This window comes from Arenibaculum pallidiluteum, from assembly GCF_017355985.1.
Taxonomy (GTDB): Bacteria; Pseudomonadota; Alphaproteobacteria; order Azospirillales; family Azospirillaceae; genus Arenibaculum; species Arenibaculum pallidiluteum.
In genome coordinates this window covers 58,385-74,455 of the sequence record NZ_JAFIQU010000002.1, presented here as the reverse complement: position 1 = coordinate 74,455, position 16,071 = coordinate 58,385, and the positions used below count along the sequence as shown (strand labels likewise).

Genomic DNA, 16,071 nt, shown 5'->3' with positions numbered 1-16,071 from the left:
TCCCCCCGTCCGCCTTCAGACGATCGTGTAGTCGATGTTGCGCCAGATGTAGCACTTCTGATTGAAGTGCTCGGCGTCGACGGCGCAGTGCAGCATCGGCGAAGGCGCGTCGCGCCTGAGCGCCGCCGCCATTGAGTTCGCGCCGGAATGCACGGTGATCAGCGCCCTGGCCGAAGCGATGGCGTCGCAATAGTCGAAGATGCTCTTCACCGTATAGGTCGGAACGCCCTCGAGCCGCAGGTTGGGATCGCCGACATCGGGGCCCGCGAAGGCGATCTGCACGAGATCCGCGCGTGCGTAATGGAAGCGCGCGCAGATCATGTCGAGATACGCGCGCAGGCTCTCGGGCCTGTAGTGGATGGTCTTCGAGTGGAGGTCCACGAGCACCGCCCCGGCGAGCTGCGCGTGCCGCGACGGCGCGTAGTGGAGGCGCGGCAGGTCGTTGGACGGCGCGAAGCCGTGCAGGACCTCCATGCGCGTCAGCCAGTTGGTGATCTCGGTCAGCCGGTCGAAGCCCTTCAGCATCGGAGCCACCCCGGCATTCGGGAAGGCCTTCGAGATCCCCGCCACATGCGGATTGCAGCCCCAGACGAGCTCGTGGATCTCGGGATTGCGGACGGGATTCTGGTCCGAGACGAAGAACCGCCGCCCCGTGGCGGCGAACAGGCCGGGCAGGGTCGAGAACAGCAGGTTGTCGCCGAGGCCGCGCTTGTTCAGGAAAAGCACCACGTCGCCCTCGGGCGGCACAGGGGCGCCTCCGCAGGCGTAGATGGCGCGGTCGATCACGATCGGCAGCAGGTTCCGCGCGGGCCTGTGGTCGGGCTCCAGCTCGAGCACCCGGCGCAGCAGCGCCATGGCGGCCTCGATCCCGCCCTCGCGCATGCGTCCGTTCGCGAGGTTGTAGAGGGCGTCCGGCCAGTCCGGCCTGCGTGCCAGGGCTCGCTCGATCAGAGCAAGCCCGTCCGAGCCCCGGCGCCCCAGGAGCACTCCGAGAAGATGCAGGGCATCGGGATCGTCCGGCGCCTCATCCAGCACGCGGCGGTACAGCAGCTCCGCTTCGTCGAGTCGGCCGTCCCGGTGGGCGGCCGCCGCGGCCTGCAGGAGCTGGTCGGGCGGCACGGCACCCACCTGCGCTGCCAGCGCCATCGCGGGCGCGGTCACGGCTGCCCTCCCTGCGCATAGCGCGTGAAGGCGGTCGATGCGATCTGCGCCGCGGCGCTCGGCAGGCTGGCCCTGATGGACCAGAAATAGGCGTCCTCGTCACCGACGAGGCTTCCGTCCCTCATCAGCCGCATCTGCAGCCGATGGATCGAGGTCGGCAGCGATGCGAAGCCCGGGCGTTCGCCAGCCGGGCGGCAGCGCAGCGCCGCGAAGAGCGCGATCTGGTCGAGGAACCAGCGTGCCCGCCCCGTCTTCAGGAAGCTGCGCATGTAGGCGGCGGCCACCCTCAGTGTCTCGATCGTCCGCGGGCTCGGCCGAAGCAGAATCACGTCCGCCCAGTACCGGTTCCAGACGTCGGCGCCGGGGCTCTCGACCATGGCGAGCTCTGCCTCGTCCAGCACGGCCAGCAACGGCGCCGGGTCGCGCTGCACGATCAGGTCGATGTCCAGGCACAGCATGCGCCGGCCATAGCGCGCCAGCAGCTCGGGCAGCACCTGGAAGCGCGCGCAGGCGAAGTAGGTCCGCGCCTCGGCCCCGAAAGGCGCCAGGTCGACACGCTCCGTGCTGCAGGCCAGCGTCCAGCCGGGAAGCCGCCCCGAAATAGCCTCCATCTCCGCCGCAAGACCCTCGTCCGGGTTCACCACATGCAGGTGGAGATGCGCTCCCGGCAGGCCCGACCCCGCGAGCGAGGCGGCGAAGCTGGTGCCGAAACGGCGGAGATAGCCCATGTCGGCGCCGGCGAAGACGACGATCCCGGCCGATGCGGCCGGCGCGGCGCCCTGCACCGATAGCCGGGCCTGGACGACGCGTTCGCCCAGCAGCCCGCGCATGAAGCTGTCTGAGAGCCGGATCGCCGCGTCGCGGGTTCCGGGCTGGCGCGCCGCTTGCTGGAACAGGGCGTCGGCCTCTTCCAACCGGCCCAGTTCGGCCTGCAGGCAGGCGAGGCGGCTCGCGGCGAAGGGCAGGTCGGGCGCCAGCGCGAGAGCCGTGCGGAAGGCCGCCTCGGCCCCCGCGAGGTCTCCCGCGGCGCGGCGCTGGTTGCCGAGGCCGATCCAGGCGGGATATGGGCCGCGGCCGAGAGCCACGAGGCCGGCAAAGTCGACGTCGCCGGCCAGCTCACCGCCGAGCTTCGAAAGGACGCGCCAGGCGTTGTCGGCATGGCCGGCATCGTCCGGGGCAAGCCGGCTCGCCGTCAACAGGTGGACGGCGGCATCATAGGGATTGGTCTTCTGGCATGCGATCGCCATGGCGGCATGCAGCTCGGCCACGTCAGGCGCATAGGCGAGGCCGGTCCGCAGAAGGCCCACCGCAGCAACCGGGTCCCGCTCCATCGCCGCATTCGCGAGCGAGCCGAAGGTCATCGCGATGTTCCGGCGCGTCGCGGCATCGCAGGGCTTCAGCGCGTCGGCCATGCGGAAGCAGCGGTCGGCGTCCGCGAAGGCACCGGCCTGCCAGAGCCTGACGCCCAGCGCGAACAGCGTCGCCGGCATGGGACCGTCGGCGCGCGACAGCGCCGCACAGCGGCGCAGCGCCTCCGCGCAGGCCTCCAGCGCCTCGGTGAGCCGACCCTCGCGTTCAAGGCCGGTGATGCGCTCGATGTGGTGCCCGGCGTGGTGCTCGACGCTTCCAGACGTAGAGCCGGCGCCGGCACGCACGGGAGTCGCACCGCCAGGGCCTGCCGCGGGAGTCGTCGCCGCGACGAGCCGGGCGCGCAGCTCGGCCGCGCGCTGGGGCGCGCCGTCGGCCTCGGCTCGGCGCACCAGGGCCAGCAGCTCCTCGGGCTCGAGAAGCAGGTGCCGGGCCCAGTCCTGCGGGCGCTCCGAAAGGCTTCGCGGCAGGTCGCCTCCCAGCGGGATGCGTTCCCAGAGATAGTTGTCGCGGCCGAAAAGGTCGCGGCGCTCGGCCAGCGCCCGCTCCACGTCGATCGCGGCCGTGGTCTCGGGCGTGTTGTTCTCCTGGTGGGCGTAGTTCCTGATCTTGTTCAGGACATGCGCCTGATCGCCGATGAACGAGAAGTGCCAGCCGGCGCGGTCGAAGACGCGCGCATGGTCGGGCAGGCGGCCGTTCTCGCCGAGCTGCAGCCAGAACCGGCTGTCTCTGAGCTTCTGAGGGCTGTACCGCGCCAGCAGGCGCGCCCTCACACCGACCGGCCAGACGACGTGTGCCTCGGGGCCGGCAGCGTTCAGGTAGTTCAGGCGCAGGTAGAAGAGCGCCAGGCGGAAGCCCCAGACCTGGGTCCGCTCGGCCTGCAGGCCCGCCACCACCCCGGCGCGGACGATTTCGTCGGCATCCGACACCAGGATCACGTCGTCGCCGGTGATGCCGTCGAGGCCGCGCAGGATGGCGTCTCGCTGCATGTTCTCGCGCACCCATGCATCGCCGTCGGCCGGCAGGTCGTCGACGACGATGTGGCGGATCTTGTCCGCCCAGGGAGCGAAGCGGCTGCGGGAATCCGCGAAGTAGAGCGGCTTGGGACGGCCGGCATGGGTGCGCGTCGCCTCGACGAGGACGAAGCGGTCGACCACGCCGTGGAGCTCGCGCAGGCGAAGCTCGAGGACGTCGAGCTCGTTGAAGAAGGTGAAGGCGTCGATGATCATGCCGGGACGGCCTCCGCGGCCGGCCTCGTCGCGGCCACCTGGCCCGACGCGCACCAGGCCTGCCACATGCCCCTGTAGGCGAATTCGAGGTTGCGGGTGAAGCGCGGAGCGTCGCACAGCGGCGAGGCCGCGACCTGCTCGCGCAGGCGGGCGCGCAGCGCCGCAAGGCCGGCCGTGTCGGCCGCCTGGGCGACGGCGGTCTCGACATAGGCCGCGAGATCCGGCGCCACCAGGTGACCCAGGCCGCAGGCGAGGTTCAGCGTCGCTCCGACCCGCGCCACATGGGTGCGGCCCAGCAGGGTCACCGTCGGGACGCCCATCCAGAGCGCCTCGCAGGTGGTCGTGGTGCCGTTGTAGGGGAAGGGGTCGAGCGCCAGGTCCACCTGGCCATAGAGGGCGAGATGGTCCCTCGGCGAGGCCGTGGCGCCGAGCAGCACCAGCCGCCCGGCCTCGATGCCCTGGGCCGCGAAGGCCGCGACGACCCGGTCGCGGGTGCCGCCGTCCAGGAACTGCTTCGCCTTCAGCAGCAGGCGTGCGCCGGGGACGCGCCGGAGGATCTCGGACCAGGTCGCGATTACGTGGTCCGTGACCTTGGCGAGGTTGTTGAAGGACCCAAAGGTGAAGGGCGCGCCCACCGCGGCCGGAAGCGGCGCCACTTCGGGTGTTCCCGGTTGCGGCCGGTAGCACAGGAAGGTATCGGGCAGGCGCCAGAGCTTTTCCGTGCACAGCGCGTTGGCGCTTCCCGGCGGATCGGTTACCGCGTCGACGATGCGGTAGTCCATGGCCGCCATGCCGGTGGTGTTGGGATAGCCGATCCAGGTGGCCTGCACGGGGGCCGGCCGCCGGGCGAAGACGGTCAGCCGGTGGTTGGCCGTGTGGCCGGCCAGGTCCACCAGGATGTCGATCCCGTCGGCCTCGATCATCCGCGCGACCGTCTCGTCCGGGACCTTGCGGATCACCCGCCAGTGGTCGGCCAGCCTGCGCAGCCGCTCCGTCGTCTCGTCGACCACCTGGCCGTTGGAATAACAGAAGACCTCGACCGCGGCCCGGTCGTGCTGGCGCAGGACGCCTTCGAAGAAATGGCTGACCGAGTGGCCGTTGAAGTCGGGCGAGACGTATCCGATGCGCAGCCGGCGCTGGGGTTCGGGGCGGTTCGCGAACGGGCGGGAGCCGCGCGCCAGCGGCGCCGCGACGATGCGGCCCCAGGCCTCGTGCTCGCGCAGGATCTGCTCCGGCGGGATATCGGCCATGTAGCACAGGCAGAAGGCGTAGTTGGACCGCATCACGGCATGGCCCGGGGCGAGCTCCAGCCCCTTCTCGAGGATCTGGCGGGCCTCCCGGTGGCGGCCTTGGTCCTTCAGCGTCTCGGCGAGGTTGTTGTAGGCCTCGACTAGGCCGGGCTGGCGCCGGATCGCGTTGACGAAGCACTCGACGGCTTCGGTGAACTGGTTGCGGCCCTTGAGCATGTCGCCGAGATTGCTCCACGGCGCGGCGAAATCGGCCTTGAGCGAGACCGCCTTGAGGTAGGCGGCCTTGGCCTCGTCGAACCGACCCGCCTGGCGCAGGGCGTTGCCGAGGTTGTAATGCCCCTCGGCGTAGTCGGGTTTGCCGGCGACGGCGCGCGTAACGGCCTCGACCGCCTCCACGGCGCGCCCGGCCTCCATCAGCGCGCAGCTCAGATTGTTCAGGACCATGGGCGCGGGGCGGATCGCCAGCGCGCGCTCGTAGGTCGCGATCGCCTCGTCCAGGCGGCCGGTCGCCTTCAGCAGGACACCCAGGTTGCTCAGTGCGTCCGTGTGGTCGGGCTGCCTGGCCGCGATCTCGCGATAGGCCGCCTCGGCCTCGTCGAGCCGGCCGGCATGGTGCGCTGCGACGGCCTTGTCGAAGAGCGTCGCGATCGAAGCGTCGGCGGAAGGTGCGGACATGCTGGCACTGGCGACCGGGCGGCCCTTCGCCGCGGCTTTCTGGGCGGCTCGTCTCTGCTGGCGCGACAGGGAACTCATGCGCGTCACTCGTCCTCGGTGTGGGGCTGCTGGCTTCGGGGGCAGACCGCGGAACCGTCAGCCCCGGCAAGCCGCCACGAAGCTTTCCGCGAAGGAGCGCCAGGTTCGCTCCGTCTTCATGAAGGTGATGGCCCGCTCGGCGCGCCGCCGCGCCTCGGCCGTGTCGGTGCGCACCGTCTCCAGCACCTCGACCAGCTCGTCCACGCTGGATTCGCCCCACCCGATCCGGGCACCCGCGGCGTCCGGCACCATGGACTGGTCGGCGAGCGGGAAGGCGATGTCGCGGCCCAGCAGGTCGAGATGCCCGGTATTGGCAGACAGGATGGTCGGCACGCCGCAGGCCAGGGCCTCCATGGCGACCAGGTTGGTCGCGCCCTCGCAGCGGTTCGGGAAGACCGCCGCATGGCAGTCCGCCAGAACCGGCGCGATGCTGTCGCGACCGATGAAGCCGAGATCGACGAAGGCCGATTGCGGCACGCCGTTCTCGGCAGCCCAGGCGCGGATGTCGAGCCGCCCGTCGGCGCCGACCCGGGGCGGTGCCGCGGCAAGCGGGGATTCCGCCATGTTCATGGCGGTGGCCGGCCAGGGATTGTGCCAGGCGGTCACCAGCAGGGCGTCGGGGTGCCGCGCGTGGAAGCGCTTGAAGGCCGCAAGGACGATATCCTGACCCTTGCGGAACTCGAGCTTGCCGCCCGAGAAGACGACGAAGCGGTCGCCGAACCGCCGCGACGGCGCCATCGGCCCCATTTCGGTCGGGTCGATGCCCTGGAATGTGAGCCGCACGTCCGGCAGCCCCTCTGCCTCCAGCAGGGCCTTGTTGTAGGTCGAGTGGACGATCATGCGCTCGTACTGGCCTGCGCGAGCCCTGATTGCGCCATCCATGCGCGTGTCCTCGAAGGCGACGACCGCTACGCTGTGGCGTCCCCGAAACCGCTCCGAGCTTCCGCCGGCTTCGAAGCCGTTGCCGAGCGCGTGCAGCACGTCGGCGTCGATCGCCAGCGTCCCGCCCGGCTGCGCCGCCGCCAGCGCCATCATGCGCTCGTATCCCGAGACCAAGCCGCCGAGCCTTTCGCGGTTGAGCGGCCTCAGGGTCGACAGCGCCGGCTTCTCGAGCAGCAGCGGCGGCTCGCCGATCTCGGCGAGGTAGAGCGCAGCATGGACGCCCACCAGGCCCCAGCCGTGCATTTCCGAGAGGCTCCAGGTGAAGGCGAGGGGCAGGTTCATGCTGGGCTCGGGAACCTGGTTCCTGTGTGACGCGGAATGGTCGTGGTTTTGGTCACCAAACCATTAAGAAATTGACAAGACCTGCCTGCCAGGGTGCGTCTCGAACGGCGTCAGGCCTGGATTTCGATGGGGACGGACTTGGAAGCTGGCGGGGCGATCTCGAGCATGGCAAGTCCCCCCGCCGACCGGCCGCAGCTGGCCTCGCGGCAGCTGCTGCAGGAGGCCGCCGCCCTCGCCCGCGCGGGCCTGCTGGACCGGGCGCTCCAGGTGATCGGACACGCGCTTGCCCAGGCACCCGACGACCCCGCCTGCCGCCACGCCGCTGGGATCTTCCTGTTCCAGGCGGGCCGGGCCGCGGAGGCCGTGCCCCACCTCGCCCATGCCGTCCGCATCGATCCCGACGACAAGCCTTGCCTCGCCAATTTCGGTGCGGTCCTGCACTCCCTGGGACGGCTGGACGAGGCGCTGGTGGTTTTCCAGCGCCTGCTGACCATCGACGGGACGAACGCCTCCGGCTTTCAGAACCTCGCCATCGTCCTGTCCGATCTCGGCCGCAAGGACCAAGCCGAGAAGGTTTACAGGAAGGCGCTGTCGCTCCGGCCTGATCACCCGGAGACGCTGAACGGCCTCGGACGTCTGCTGCTCGATCTCGGCCGCCCGGCCGAGGCAGTCGCGCTTCACGAGCGTGCCATCGCGCTCGATCCGAACCTGCCGGCCGCGCACGAGGGGCTGGGTTCCACACTGCAGCGCCTTGGTCGGCTGGACGAGGCCATCGCATCGTATCGCAAGGCGCTGTCGCTGGATCCGCTGTCCGGGGTGGTCCTGAACAACCTGGCCACCGCCTATTACGAGCGCGGAGCGCCGGGCCAGGCAGCTGAGATCTACCGCGCGGGCATTGCCGTGCGGCCGGATTACGCGCCGACCTACAGCAATCTCGGCACCGCGCTGAAGGAACGGGGCCTCTATTTCCAAGCCCGGAGCGCACTCCGCCGCGCGCTCCAGATCGACCCGAACTTCAGCGACGCGATGAACAATCTCGCGAACGTGCTGAACGACCGGGGCGACTTCGCCGAGGCGCGATCGCTGTACCGGCGCGTGCTGGAGCTCCGGCCCGACGCGCCCGGCGTCGCGAGCAACCTCCTGATGTGCCTGAACTACGGCGCGGACCTTTCGGCCGAGGAGGTGTACCGCGCCCATCTGGACTGGGCCGCGGCGCCGGATCGCCTGACGGCGGCGGCGCCCGGCCACGCCAACGTGCCGGATCCCGAGCGCCGCCTGAGGGTCGGTTTCGTCTCGGCCGACTTCAGGAGCCATTCGGTCGCGCATTTCCTGCTCCCGCTCCTGGAGATGCGCGACCGGGGACGGATGGAGGTCTTCTGCTATTCCGAGGTGCGGCGGGTCGACGGGATCACGGCCCGGCTACGCGAGCTGTCCGATCACTGGCGCTCGACGGTCGGACAGAGCGATGCCGCCATGGATACGATGATCCGGGCCGACGGGATCGACGTGATCGTGGACCTGTCCGGACATACCGGCGACAACCGCCTGCCGGCGCTGGCGCGCAAGCCCGCGCCCGTCCAGGTGACCTGGCTGGGCTATCCCAACACTACCGGAATGGCGGCGATGGACGCGCGCATCGTGGATGCCGTGACGGATCCCGCGCCCGTGGCCGACCGGCTCAGCCGGGAGCGGCTGATCCGCCTGAAGGACGGCTTCCTATGCTATGCGCCGCCGGCGGATGCGCCCGAAGTCGGGCCCGTGCCGGCCCTATCGCGCGGGTACGTGACCTTCGGATCCTTCAACAACCTCGCCAAGATGACGCCCGAGGTGGTGCGCGTCTGGTCGCGCATCCTGGCCGAGACGCCGGGATCCCGCCTGCTGCTGAAGAGCCGCCCGCTTGCGGACGAGGGAACCCGCCGCGACGTCGAGGCGCAGTTCGCCCGCCACGGGATCGATCCCGCGCGCCTGGACCTCCTCGGTCATATCCCGCACAGGGACGGACATCTCGGCGCCTACGGCCAAGTGGACCTGGCGCTCGACCCCTTTCCCTACAACGGCACCACGACCACCTGCGAGGCGCTCTGGATGGGCGTGCCCGTGCTCACCCTCGAGGGCGAGCGCCATGCCGGGCGCGTGGGCGTCAGCCTGCTGCGGGGCCTCGGGCTTGACCGGCTGGTCGCGCCCGACGAGGCGGCCTATGCCGCGATGGCCAGGAGCCTGGCCGGGAACCTCCAGGAGCTCGCCACGCTGCGCGCCGGCCTGCGGAGCCGCATGGCGGCCGCACCCCTGTGCGACGCCCGGGGCTTCGCCAGCCGCATGGAGGCGGCGCTGCGCGATCTCTGGCGCGGCTGGTGCGCGCGCGCCGGCCGGCGGCCGCAAGCCGCCGGTAGCACCTCTGGTGGCGCCGCCGCGGAAGCCCCGGACGGCCAATCCTCGCCCAGCGATGCCTTCACGCGTGGCGTGGCCTTGGCCCAGACCGGCGACGCCGCGGGCGCGCTGGCGGTTCTGGAGCCGATGCTGGCGCAGGTCCCGGGACACCCCGACGTTCTGAACGGGGTCGGCTTCTGCCTGCGCCGCCTGGGACGCCTCGCGGAGGCGGAGGCGGCATTCCGGCAGGCCCTGGCGGTCGATGACGCCCATGCGAGCGCGCTGTCGAATCTATCCGTCGTCCTGATGGGGCGCGGCGATATCGAAGAGGCTGAGACCCTGCTGCGCCGCGCTCTTGCGGCGGCTCCCGGCGATCTGGCGGCGCTGGTGAACCTTGGCAAGGCGCTGCATGCCCGCGGATGCTACGCCGAGGGCGAGGCGGCGCTGCGTCAGGCATTGGCGATTCGGCCCGGCCTGGCCGAGGCCGAGCGAAATCTGAGCGAGTTCGTGCTGCTGCGCGGGGACCTTCCAGAGGGGTTCCGTCTCTACGAGGCGCGGCTGAACCTGCCCGACCACGGCCTCGTGCTCGATCGCGCGCGCCTGCGCTGCCCTAGATGGGACGGCACGTCCCTGGCCGGCCGGACGCTGCTGGCGATCACCGAGCAGGGATTCGGCGATACCCTGCAGTTCCTGCGGTACGGTGCCCTCGTGCGGGCGGCCGGCGGCCGCATGGTCATGACATGCCAGCCGCAACTGGAGCGGCTCCTCAGGGGGGCTGGTGTGCTCGATGGGCTGCTTTGCAACGGCGATCCCATGCCCGCCTGCGACTTCCATGTCCCGTTGCTGAGCCTGCCGCGCGCCTTCGGGACGCGCCTCGAGACCGTGCCGGCCGATATTCCCTATCTCCGCACGGACCCGTCCTGGGCGGCGCCCTGGGCCGAACGGCTCGGCCCGCGGATGCGACCCCGGATCGGCCTCGTCTGGTCCGGCAGCACGGCGCATCTCAACGACCGCAACCGGTCCATGACGGCTGCCTCCCTCGCTCCCCTTCTGTCCGACAGGCGGTTCGAGTTCCTGGGCGTCCAGGTGGGAGTGCGGGCCGGCGACCAGGCCTTCCTCGCGGCCCATCCGGAGTTCCGGCAGATGGGCGAGCATGTGAGGGATTTCGCGGACAGCGCCGCGCTGATCGAGCAGCTCGACCTGCTGGTCAGCGTCGACACCTCGGCCGCTCATCTTGCCGGCGCTCTTGGGCGGCCGGTGTGGACGTTGCTGCCCTACGTGCCGGACTGGCGCTGGATGCTGGGGGGCGAGACGACGCCCTGGTACCCCACCATGCGCCTCTTCCGCCAGTCCCGGGCAGGCGACTGGGACGCGGTGGTCGCCGCGGTGGCCCGAGCGCTCGACGGGCTGGCACCGCGGGGCTGAGTGGGCGCGGCTGAGTGGGCGCGGCTGAGCCCGGCGCGGTCAGGCGCCCGGCAGCACATCGCGGTTGGCCGCGCGCATGATCGCGATCTGCTCGGCCTTCGGCAGATGGGCAGGGTCGAGGCTCTGTCGCGCGCCCTCGTGGTTGCGCACCAGGGCCAGCCGCTCCCAGGTCAGGTTCGCCGCGCGGGCGCCAAGCGCCATCAGGCGCAGCCAGTAGTTCCAGTCCTCGTGCACGAGCCCTGCCGAGCGGTCGAAATCCACGAAGCCGCCGCTGCGCTGCCACAGGGTCCGGCGGTGCACCGCTGAGATGACGAACTCGTTCGCCGCCAGCAGATCCGCGGTGGTCGGGTTGCGCTTGAAGTTCCGGCGTCGGGCACCGCCGCCGAACTCCTGCGCGCCGAAGCCGACGATATCGTAGCCAAGCTCCTCCAGCCAGAAGACGGCCTTCTCCAGGCAGTCGGGGGCGAGCCGGTCATCGGCGTCCAGGCAGCAGACATACTTGCCGCGCGCGGCCGCGATGCCGTGGTTGCGGTTGTCGCCCGCGGGGGTCGGCGCCGTCCGGAACAGTGTCCGGACTCGGCTGTGCGAGAGTCGCCGCACCGCTTCGGCCGAGGTCCCGTCGGTGCTGCCGCCCTCGACCACCACGACCTCGACGTTCCGGTAGCCCTGCTCCAGCGCCGAGTTGACAGCCTCCTCGACGAAGGCTCCATGGTTGAAGCAGGGGATCACGACCGAGACCAGTGGCGCCGCGGCGGCGGGAGAGGGCAGGGGGTCGCCGAAGCGCCGGCAGTGGGCCGCGTTCTCCGCGGCCTCCGCTCCGAGGCGCGGATGATCCTTTACTGCATCGAAGCAGGCCCGCGCCGCAGCAGGGCGCCCGGCGGCAAGCCGCAGCATGCCGAGTTCGAACCAGGCCTCTGCCCGCGCGCCGGGCAGGGCTGTCGCCCGCTCCAGGACTTTCTCGGCGCCGGCGTCGTCGCCGTGGGCGCGCAGGGCGAGGCCCAGGTTGCAGCCCGCGACTGGATCCGCCGGCCGCGCGGCCGCGAGCGCGGAGAGCGCGTCGACCGCCGACGCGGTGTCCCCGAGCGCGAGGCTCGCGGCGCCAAGCACCTGGAGGGCCGCGGGATCGCCCGGTCGTCCGGCGAGGACCGACCGCGCGATTGCCGCGGCGGTCTGCGGGGTGCCCGCGTTCAGGGCTTCGACGGCGGGGCGGAGGTCGGTCAAGTCTGTCTCCGGAGGGGCAGGGGGGCGGCATGGGACGTCGCCGGGCCGGCGGCGGTCTCCCGCCACATGGTGGTGAAGGCCTCGCCCATTCTCTCTGCAAAGCCGGCGGCGTCGGTCAGCGGCGATGCTGCGAAGCGCGGCCGCAGCTCGGTGCGCAGCGCGGCAAGGCGCGGACGCTCGGCCATGAGCGCCAGCGCGCGGGCCTTGTAGTCATCGAGATCCGTCGCGACGAGATCCGTAAGCCCGAGCGTGCCCAGCAGGCTCGCTCCGACGCGCGCGACGTGGCTGTCGCCGGCCAGGGTGAGGACGGGCACGCCCATCCACAGGCTTTCGCAGGTGGTGGTGGTCCCGGCATAGGGAAAGGTGTCGAGGCAAAGGTCGATGCGCCCATAGAGCGCCAGATGGTCCCGCTTGGAGGGAAGCCAGGGCACCGTCTCGATCCTGTGGGCCTCGACACCCGCGTCCGCGAAGGCCCGCAGCAGCCTGATCCGAGCCTCGACATCCCGCAGCGGTCCGCTCTTCAGGAGCAGGCGGGCTCGCGGCTCGGCCCGCATGATCGCCGCCCATGCCCCGACGACCTGCCCGTTGATCTTGGCGAGGTCGTTGAAGGATCCCAGCGTGATCGCCGCCGAGGACGGAGGCGGGGTCACTTCGGGCGCGTCCTCGGGGGGGCTGTAGCATAGGAAGCAGCCGGGAAGCCTGAGCAGCCGCTCGGTCGCGAACGCCTCGCTTCCCGGCGGATCGGTCACGGCATCGACGATCCGGTAGTCCATCGCCGGCAGGCCCGTCGTGTTGGCGTAGCCGAGCCAGCTGGCGAGCACCGGCGCGGGACGCAGCGCGAAGGTGCGCAGGCGGTTGCCGGGCGTGTGGCCGTTCAGGTCGACGAGCACGTCGATGCCTGCCTCGCGGATGCGCGATGCCAGAGCCTCGTCTCCCAGCCCGGCGGCATCGTGCCAGGCATCGGACAGGCTGCGCAGGCGCGCCGTCACGGCGTCCGCAGCCTCGTTGACCGAGAAGCAGTGCAGCGCGAAGCGGTTGCGGTCGGTCCCGCGCAGGAGCGGCTCCAGAAAGTGGCTCACCGAGTGCTCGCGCAGATCGGCCGAGACGAAACCGATCCGGAGCCTGTCTCCGGGCATGCGCGCCCTGGCGGCCGGCCGCGGAAGGCTCTCCTGCCGGCTGCCCCAGAGGCCGTGTGCCCGCGTCACGGCGATCGCGGGCAGTTCAGGCATGCAGTTCATCAGGAACAGCAGCGCCGACGCGACGCTCGCGTCCTCGGGCGCCAGCGCCGCCGCCCTGCGCTGAACGGCGATGGCCTCGTCGAGGCGGCCCTGGCACCGCAGGGCCGTCGCGAGGGCCGACAGCGTCTCGGCAACGGCGGGGTCCCGGGCGAGCGCGCTCTGGTACGCCGCGACGGCCTCGGCCATGTTGCCGAGCGCCTGCAGGGTATTCCCGAGGGCAGTCCAGGCGGCGGCGCGGTCAGGCGCAAGGGCCAGCGCATTCTGGTACATGCGGATCGCGCCGGCGGTGTCCTTGGCGCCGTTCAGCGCGGCCGCGTGGTTCAGGAGGATCTCGGCGTTCGCTGGGTCCAGACGGGCGGCTTCGGCCAGGGCGGCCGTCGCCTCCGGCCAGCGCTGCATACGGGTCAGCGCGACGCCGAGGTTCTGGTGCAGCTTCGCGCTTTCCGGGCATCGGAGCAGGGTGGCCCGGCAGATCGCCTCCATCTCGGCGTAGCGCCCTTCCGCGAAGAGCTGGCTTGCCAGGTTCACCGCCGCGGCCTCGTCGCCGGGATCCGTCGCGAGAGCGCGTTCATAGTCCGCCCTGGCGTCGTCGCTGCGCCCGAGGGCGGCGAGCGCATTGCCACGGGCGTGCAGCGCGCGGACATGGTCGGGCCTGATGCCGAGCGCGCGGTCATAGGCGGCCACGGCGCCCGGGGTGTCGCCGGCGGCCTGGCGGCAGACGCCGAGATTGTAGTGCGCCTCGGGATCGTCGGGGCCGAGCGCAACGGCGCGCTCGAGGGATGCGATGGCTGCCTGCGTGTCGCCGTCCTCGTGCGCGATCGTGCCCAGGAGATGGTGCACGATCGCGTTCCCGGGCCAGGCGGCCGACAGCGCCTCGACCATGGAGCGCGCTACGCCGATCCTCCCGCCGCGGCGGAGTTCGAGCGCCTCGGCCAGTTGGCTTCGCAGCTCCGGTGCGAGGACCGTCATCTCGGCCTTTCCATGGTGTTCAGCTGGCGTTCCAGCGTGCCCTGCGACCCGCCGGAAGCGACCCTAGCCCGGCGGTCTTGAGGTTTTATTAACCGGCGGTCTTGAGGTTTTATTAACCGGAATTTGGCATCCCCTTCGATGCGCGGCGCAGCGATACGCGGCCGTGGCTGGCCGCCGGAAATCCATGCAGATCCAAGAAGCCATCCAACTCGCGATCGGTCTCCTCAAGGCGGGGCAACTGGATGATGCCGAGCGCGTGCTCGCGCAGATCGTGGCCCAACGGCCCGATGTCGCGGAGGCGTATCATATCCAGGGGCTGGTCCGGCGCCAGCGCGGCGACAACGAAGGCGCGCTGCGGCATCTGGACGCTGCGATCGCGGCCGATGCAGGCGTCGCGGTCTCTCACAACAATCGGGCCGAGATTCTACGCCTCCTCGGCCGCACCGCCGATGCAGCGCAGGGATACCGCAAAGCCCTGGCGCTAAAGCCCGACTTCCTGGAGGCGCTCAACAATCTCGGCGCCGCGCTGAAGGATCTCGGCCAGTTCGACGAGGCGCTTGCCTGCTACCGCGAGCTGCTGCGACGGCAGCCCGGCTACGCGCTCGGCCATATGCATCTCGGCACCGTATTGCAGCGGCTCGGCCAGGTCGACGATGCCTTCGCCTGCTACGAGCGCGCCATCGCGCTCGATTCCGGGCTCGCCGCCGCGCACATGCACCGTGGCACCGTCCTGGAGGCGAGGGGCCGTCTCGACGAGGCGCTGGCAGCCTACCGCCGGTCGACGGAGCTGCGCCCCGACGTTGCGCTGGCCCAGACCTGCCTCGGCGTCCTGCTGCACCGCCTCGGGCGATCGGTCGAGGCCCATGCCTGCCTGACGGCCGCTATCACCCTGGATCCCGGCTGCCTCGAGGCCCAGGGCGCGCTCGACAACGTGACTGAGGCGCTGGCGCCGGCGCGTGACGTGCCGATGCTGAACGACCCCCGGATTGCCGAAGCGTTCGGCGCGGCCATGCGCCGCGTCGTCGAGCCGCGCCACCTGGTCCTCGATCCGGACGCGGGCCCAGGCCTCCTCTCCATGGTGGCGGCGAAGGCCGGCGCAGAGCGCGTCGTCGGCTGCGGCGTCAGCGCGCCGGTTGCGGCGGTGGCGCGCGAGGCCGTGGCGCGGAACGGGCTTTCCGGCCGGGTCGAGATCGTGCCGCGGCCCTCCCGCGAGCTCGAGGTCGGCCGTGACCTCCCGCGTCGCGCCGACCTGCTCGTTCTGTCTCCCTCGGCGGGCGATCTTCTGTCCGGGGGGCTTCTCGGGCGGATCGAGGACGCCTGGGCACGGCTGCTGGATCCCTCGGCCAGGGTGGTCCCGGAGACGGTCACCATCCAGGGTGCCCTCGTCGGCGGCCCGGATGTGGAGCGGCTCGTGAACCTCGGCACCCTTGCCGGGCTCGATCTCAGCCCCATGAACGCGCTCCGGCCTCGGCAGGTCGCCATGCCGCCCGGCACCGTTCCCGACATGCTGTCGGTGGCCTTCGAGCTCTTCCGCTTCGACCTGCGGACCCGCCGCTTCGAGGCGCGGCGCAGGGATTTCGCCGTTCCGGCGGCCAAGACCGGCCTCTGCTACGGGGTCGTGCGCTGGGTCTCGGCCGGCTTGGCTCCCGGCCACATCTTCGAGCAGAGGCCGGGCGCCGTGCCGGGCGGCGCCTGGCCCGCGGTGCTCCACACATTCGAGACGCCGGTGCGGCTCTCCATGGGCGAGCGCCTGGCCTTCGCGGCATGGCATGACCGGTCCCGCATCATGGTCGTGCCTGCGGCCCGCAAGCTCGGCGCGACTGCCGCATGAGCAAGTCTCGTCCTATTCCTGCGTATTACCACGAC

Annotated in this window: 8 protein-coding genes; 2 read left to right on the top strand and 6 right to left on the bottom strand. The window is 71.2% G+C overall.

Translation table 11 applies throughout. The annotated features are described in order from the left end of the window. Positions 1-15: 15 nt before the first annotated feature. From JUB13_RS04430 to JUB13_RS04415, 4 genes are read right to left on the bottom strand one after another with little or no spacing between them, the layout of a single operon-like run. On the bottom strand, positions 16-1,161 hold the full coding sequence (locus JUB13_RS04430) for a tetratricopeptide repeat protein (RefSeq protein WP_207477513.1): 1,146 nt from the start codon (positions 1,159-1,161) through the stop codon (positions 16-18). Next, positions 1,158-3,758, bottom strand: coding sequence for a hypothetical protein (locus tag JUB13_RS04425; protein WP_207477512.1), 2,601 nt, complete (start codon positions 3,756-3,758; stop codon positions 1,158-1,160). Before JUB13_RS04425 ends, JUB13_RS04430 begins: the two co-directional genes overlap by 4 nt. Next, entirely contained in the window at positions 3,755-5,761 is a 2,007-nt protein-coding gene (locus JUB13_RS04420) for an O-linked N-acetylglucosamine transferase, SPINDLY family protein (RefSeq protein WP_207477511.1), read from the bottom strand. The genes JUB13_RS04425 and JUB13_RS04420 overlap by 4 nt, the downstream gene beginning before the upstream one ends. Before the next feature lie 57 nt (positions 5,762-5,818). Next, entirely contained in the window at positions 5,819-6,985 is a 1,167-nt protein-coding gene (locus JUB13_RS04415) for a glycosyltransferase (RefSeq protein WP_207477510.1), read from the bottom strand. Positions 6,986-7,150: 165 nt separating this feature from the next. Here JUB13_RS04415 and JUB13_RS04410 point away from each other — a divergent pair, with 165 nt between their 5' ends. Beyond that, positions 7,151-10,777, top strand: coding sequence for a tetratricopeptide repeat protein (locus JUB13_RS04410; protein ID WP_207477509.1), 3,627 nt, complete (start codon positions 7,151-7,153; stop codon positions 10,775-10,777). Positions 10,778-10,816: 39 nt separating this feature from the next. Here JUB13_RS04410 and JUB13_RS04405 read toward each other — a convergent pair whose 3' ends face one another. Together JUB13_RS04405 and JUB13_RS04400 are read right to left on the bottom strand one after the other, a co-directional pair. Then, positions 10,817-11,998 carry a glycosyltransferase family 2 protein gene (locus tag JUB13_RS04405; protein WP_207477508.1) on the bottom strand — a complete coding sequence of 394 codons (1,182 nt, stop codon included), beginning with the start codon at positions 11,996-11,998 and terminating at the stop codon, positions 10,817-10,819. After that, positions 11,995-14,205: a tetratricopeptide repeat protein gene (locus JUB13_RS04400; RefSeq protein WP_207477507.1), complete on the bottom strand. Its 2,211-nt coding sequence runs from the start codon at positions 14,203-14,205 to the stop codon at positions 11,995-11,997. Before JUB13_RS04400 ends, JUB13_RS04405 begins: the two co-directional genes overlap by 4 nt. 184 nt (positions 14,206-14,389) lie before the next feature. On the opposite strand from JUB13_RS04400, the gene JUB13_RS04395 reads away from it, so the two are divergent. Next, positions 14,390-16,036 carry a tetratricopeptide repeat protein gene (locus tag JUB13_RS04395; protein WP_207477506.1) on the top strand — a complete coding sequence of 549 codons (1,647 nt, stop codon included), beginning with the start codon at positions 14,390-14,392 and terminating at the stop codon, positions 16,034-16,036. Positions 16,037-16,071 lie beyond the last annotated feature (35 nt).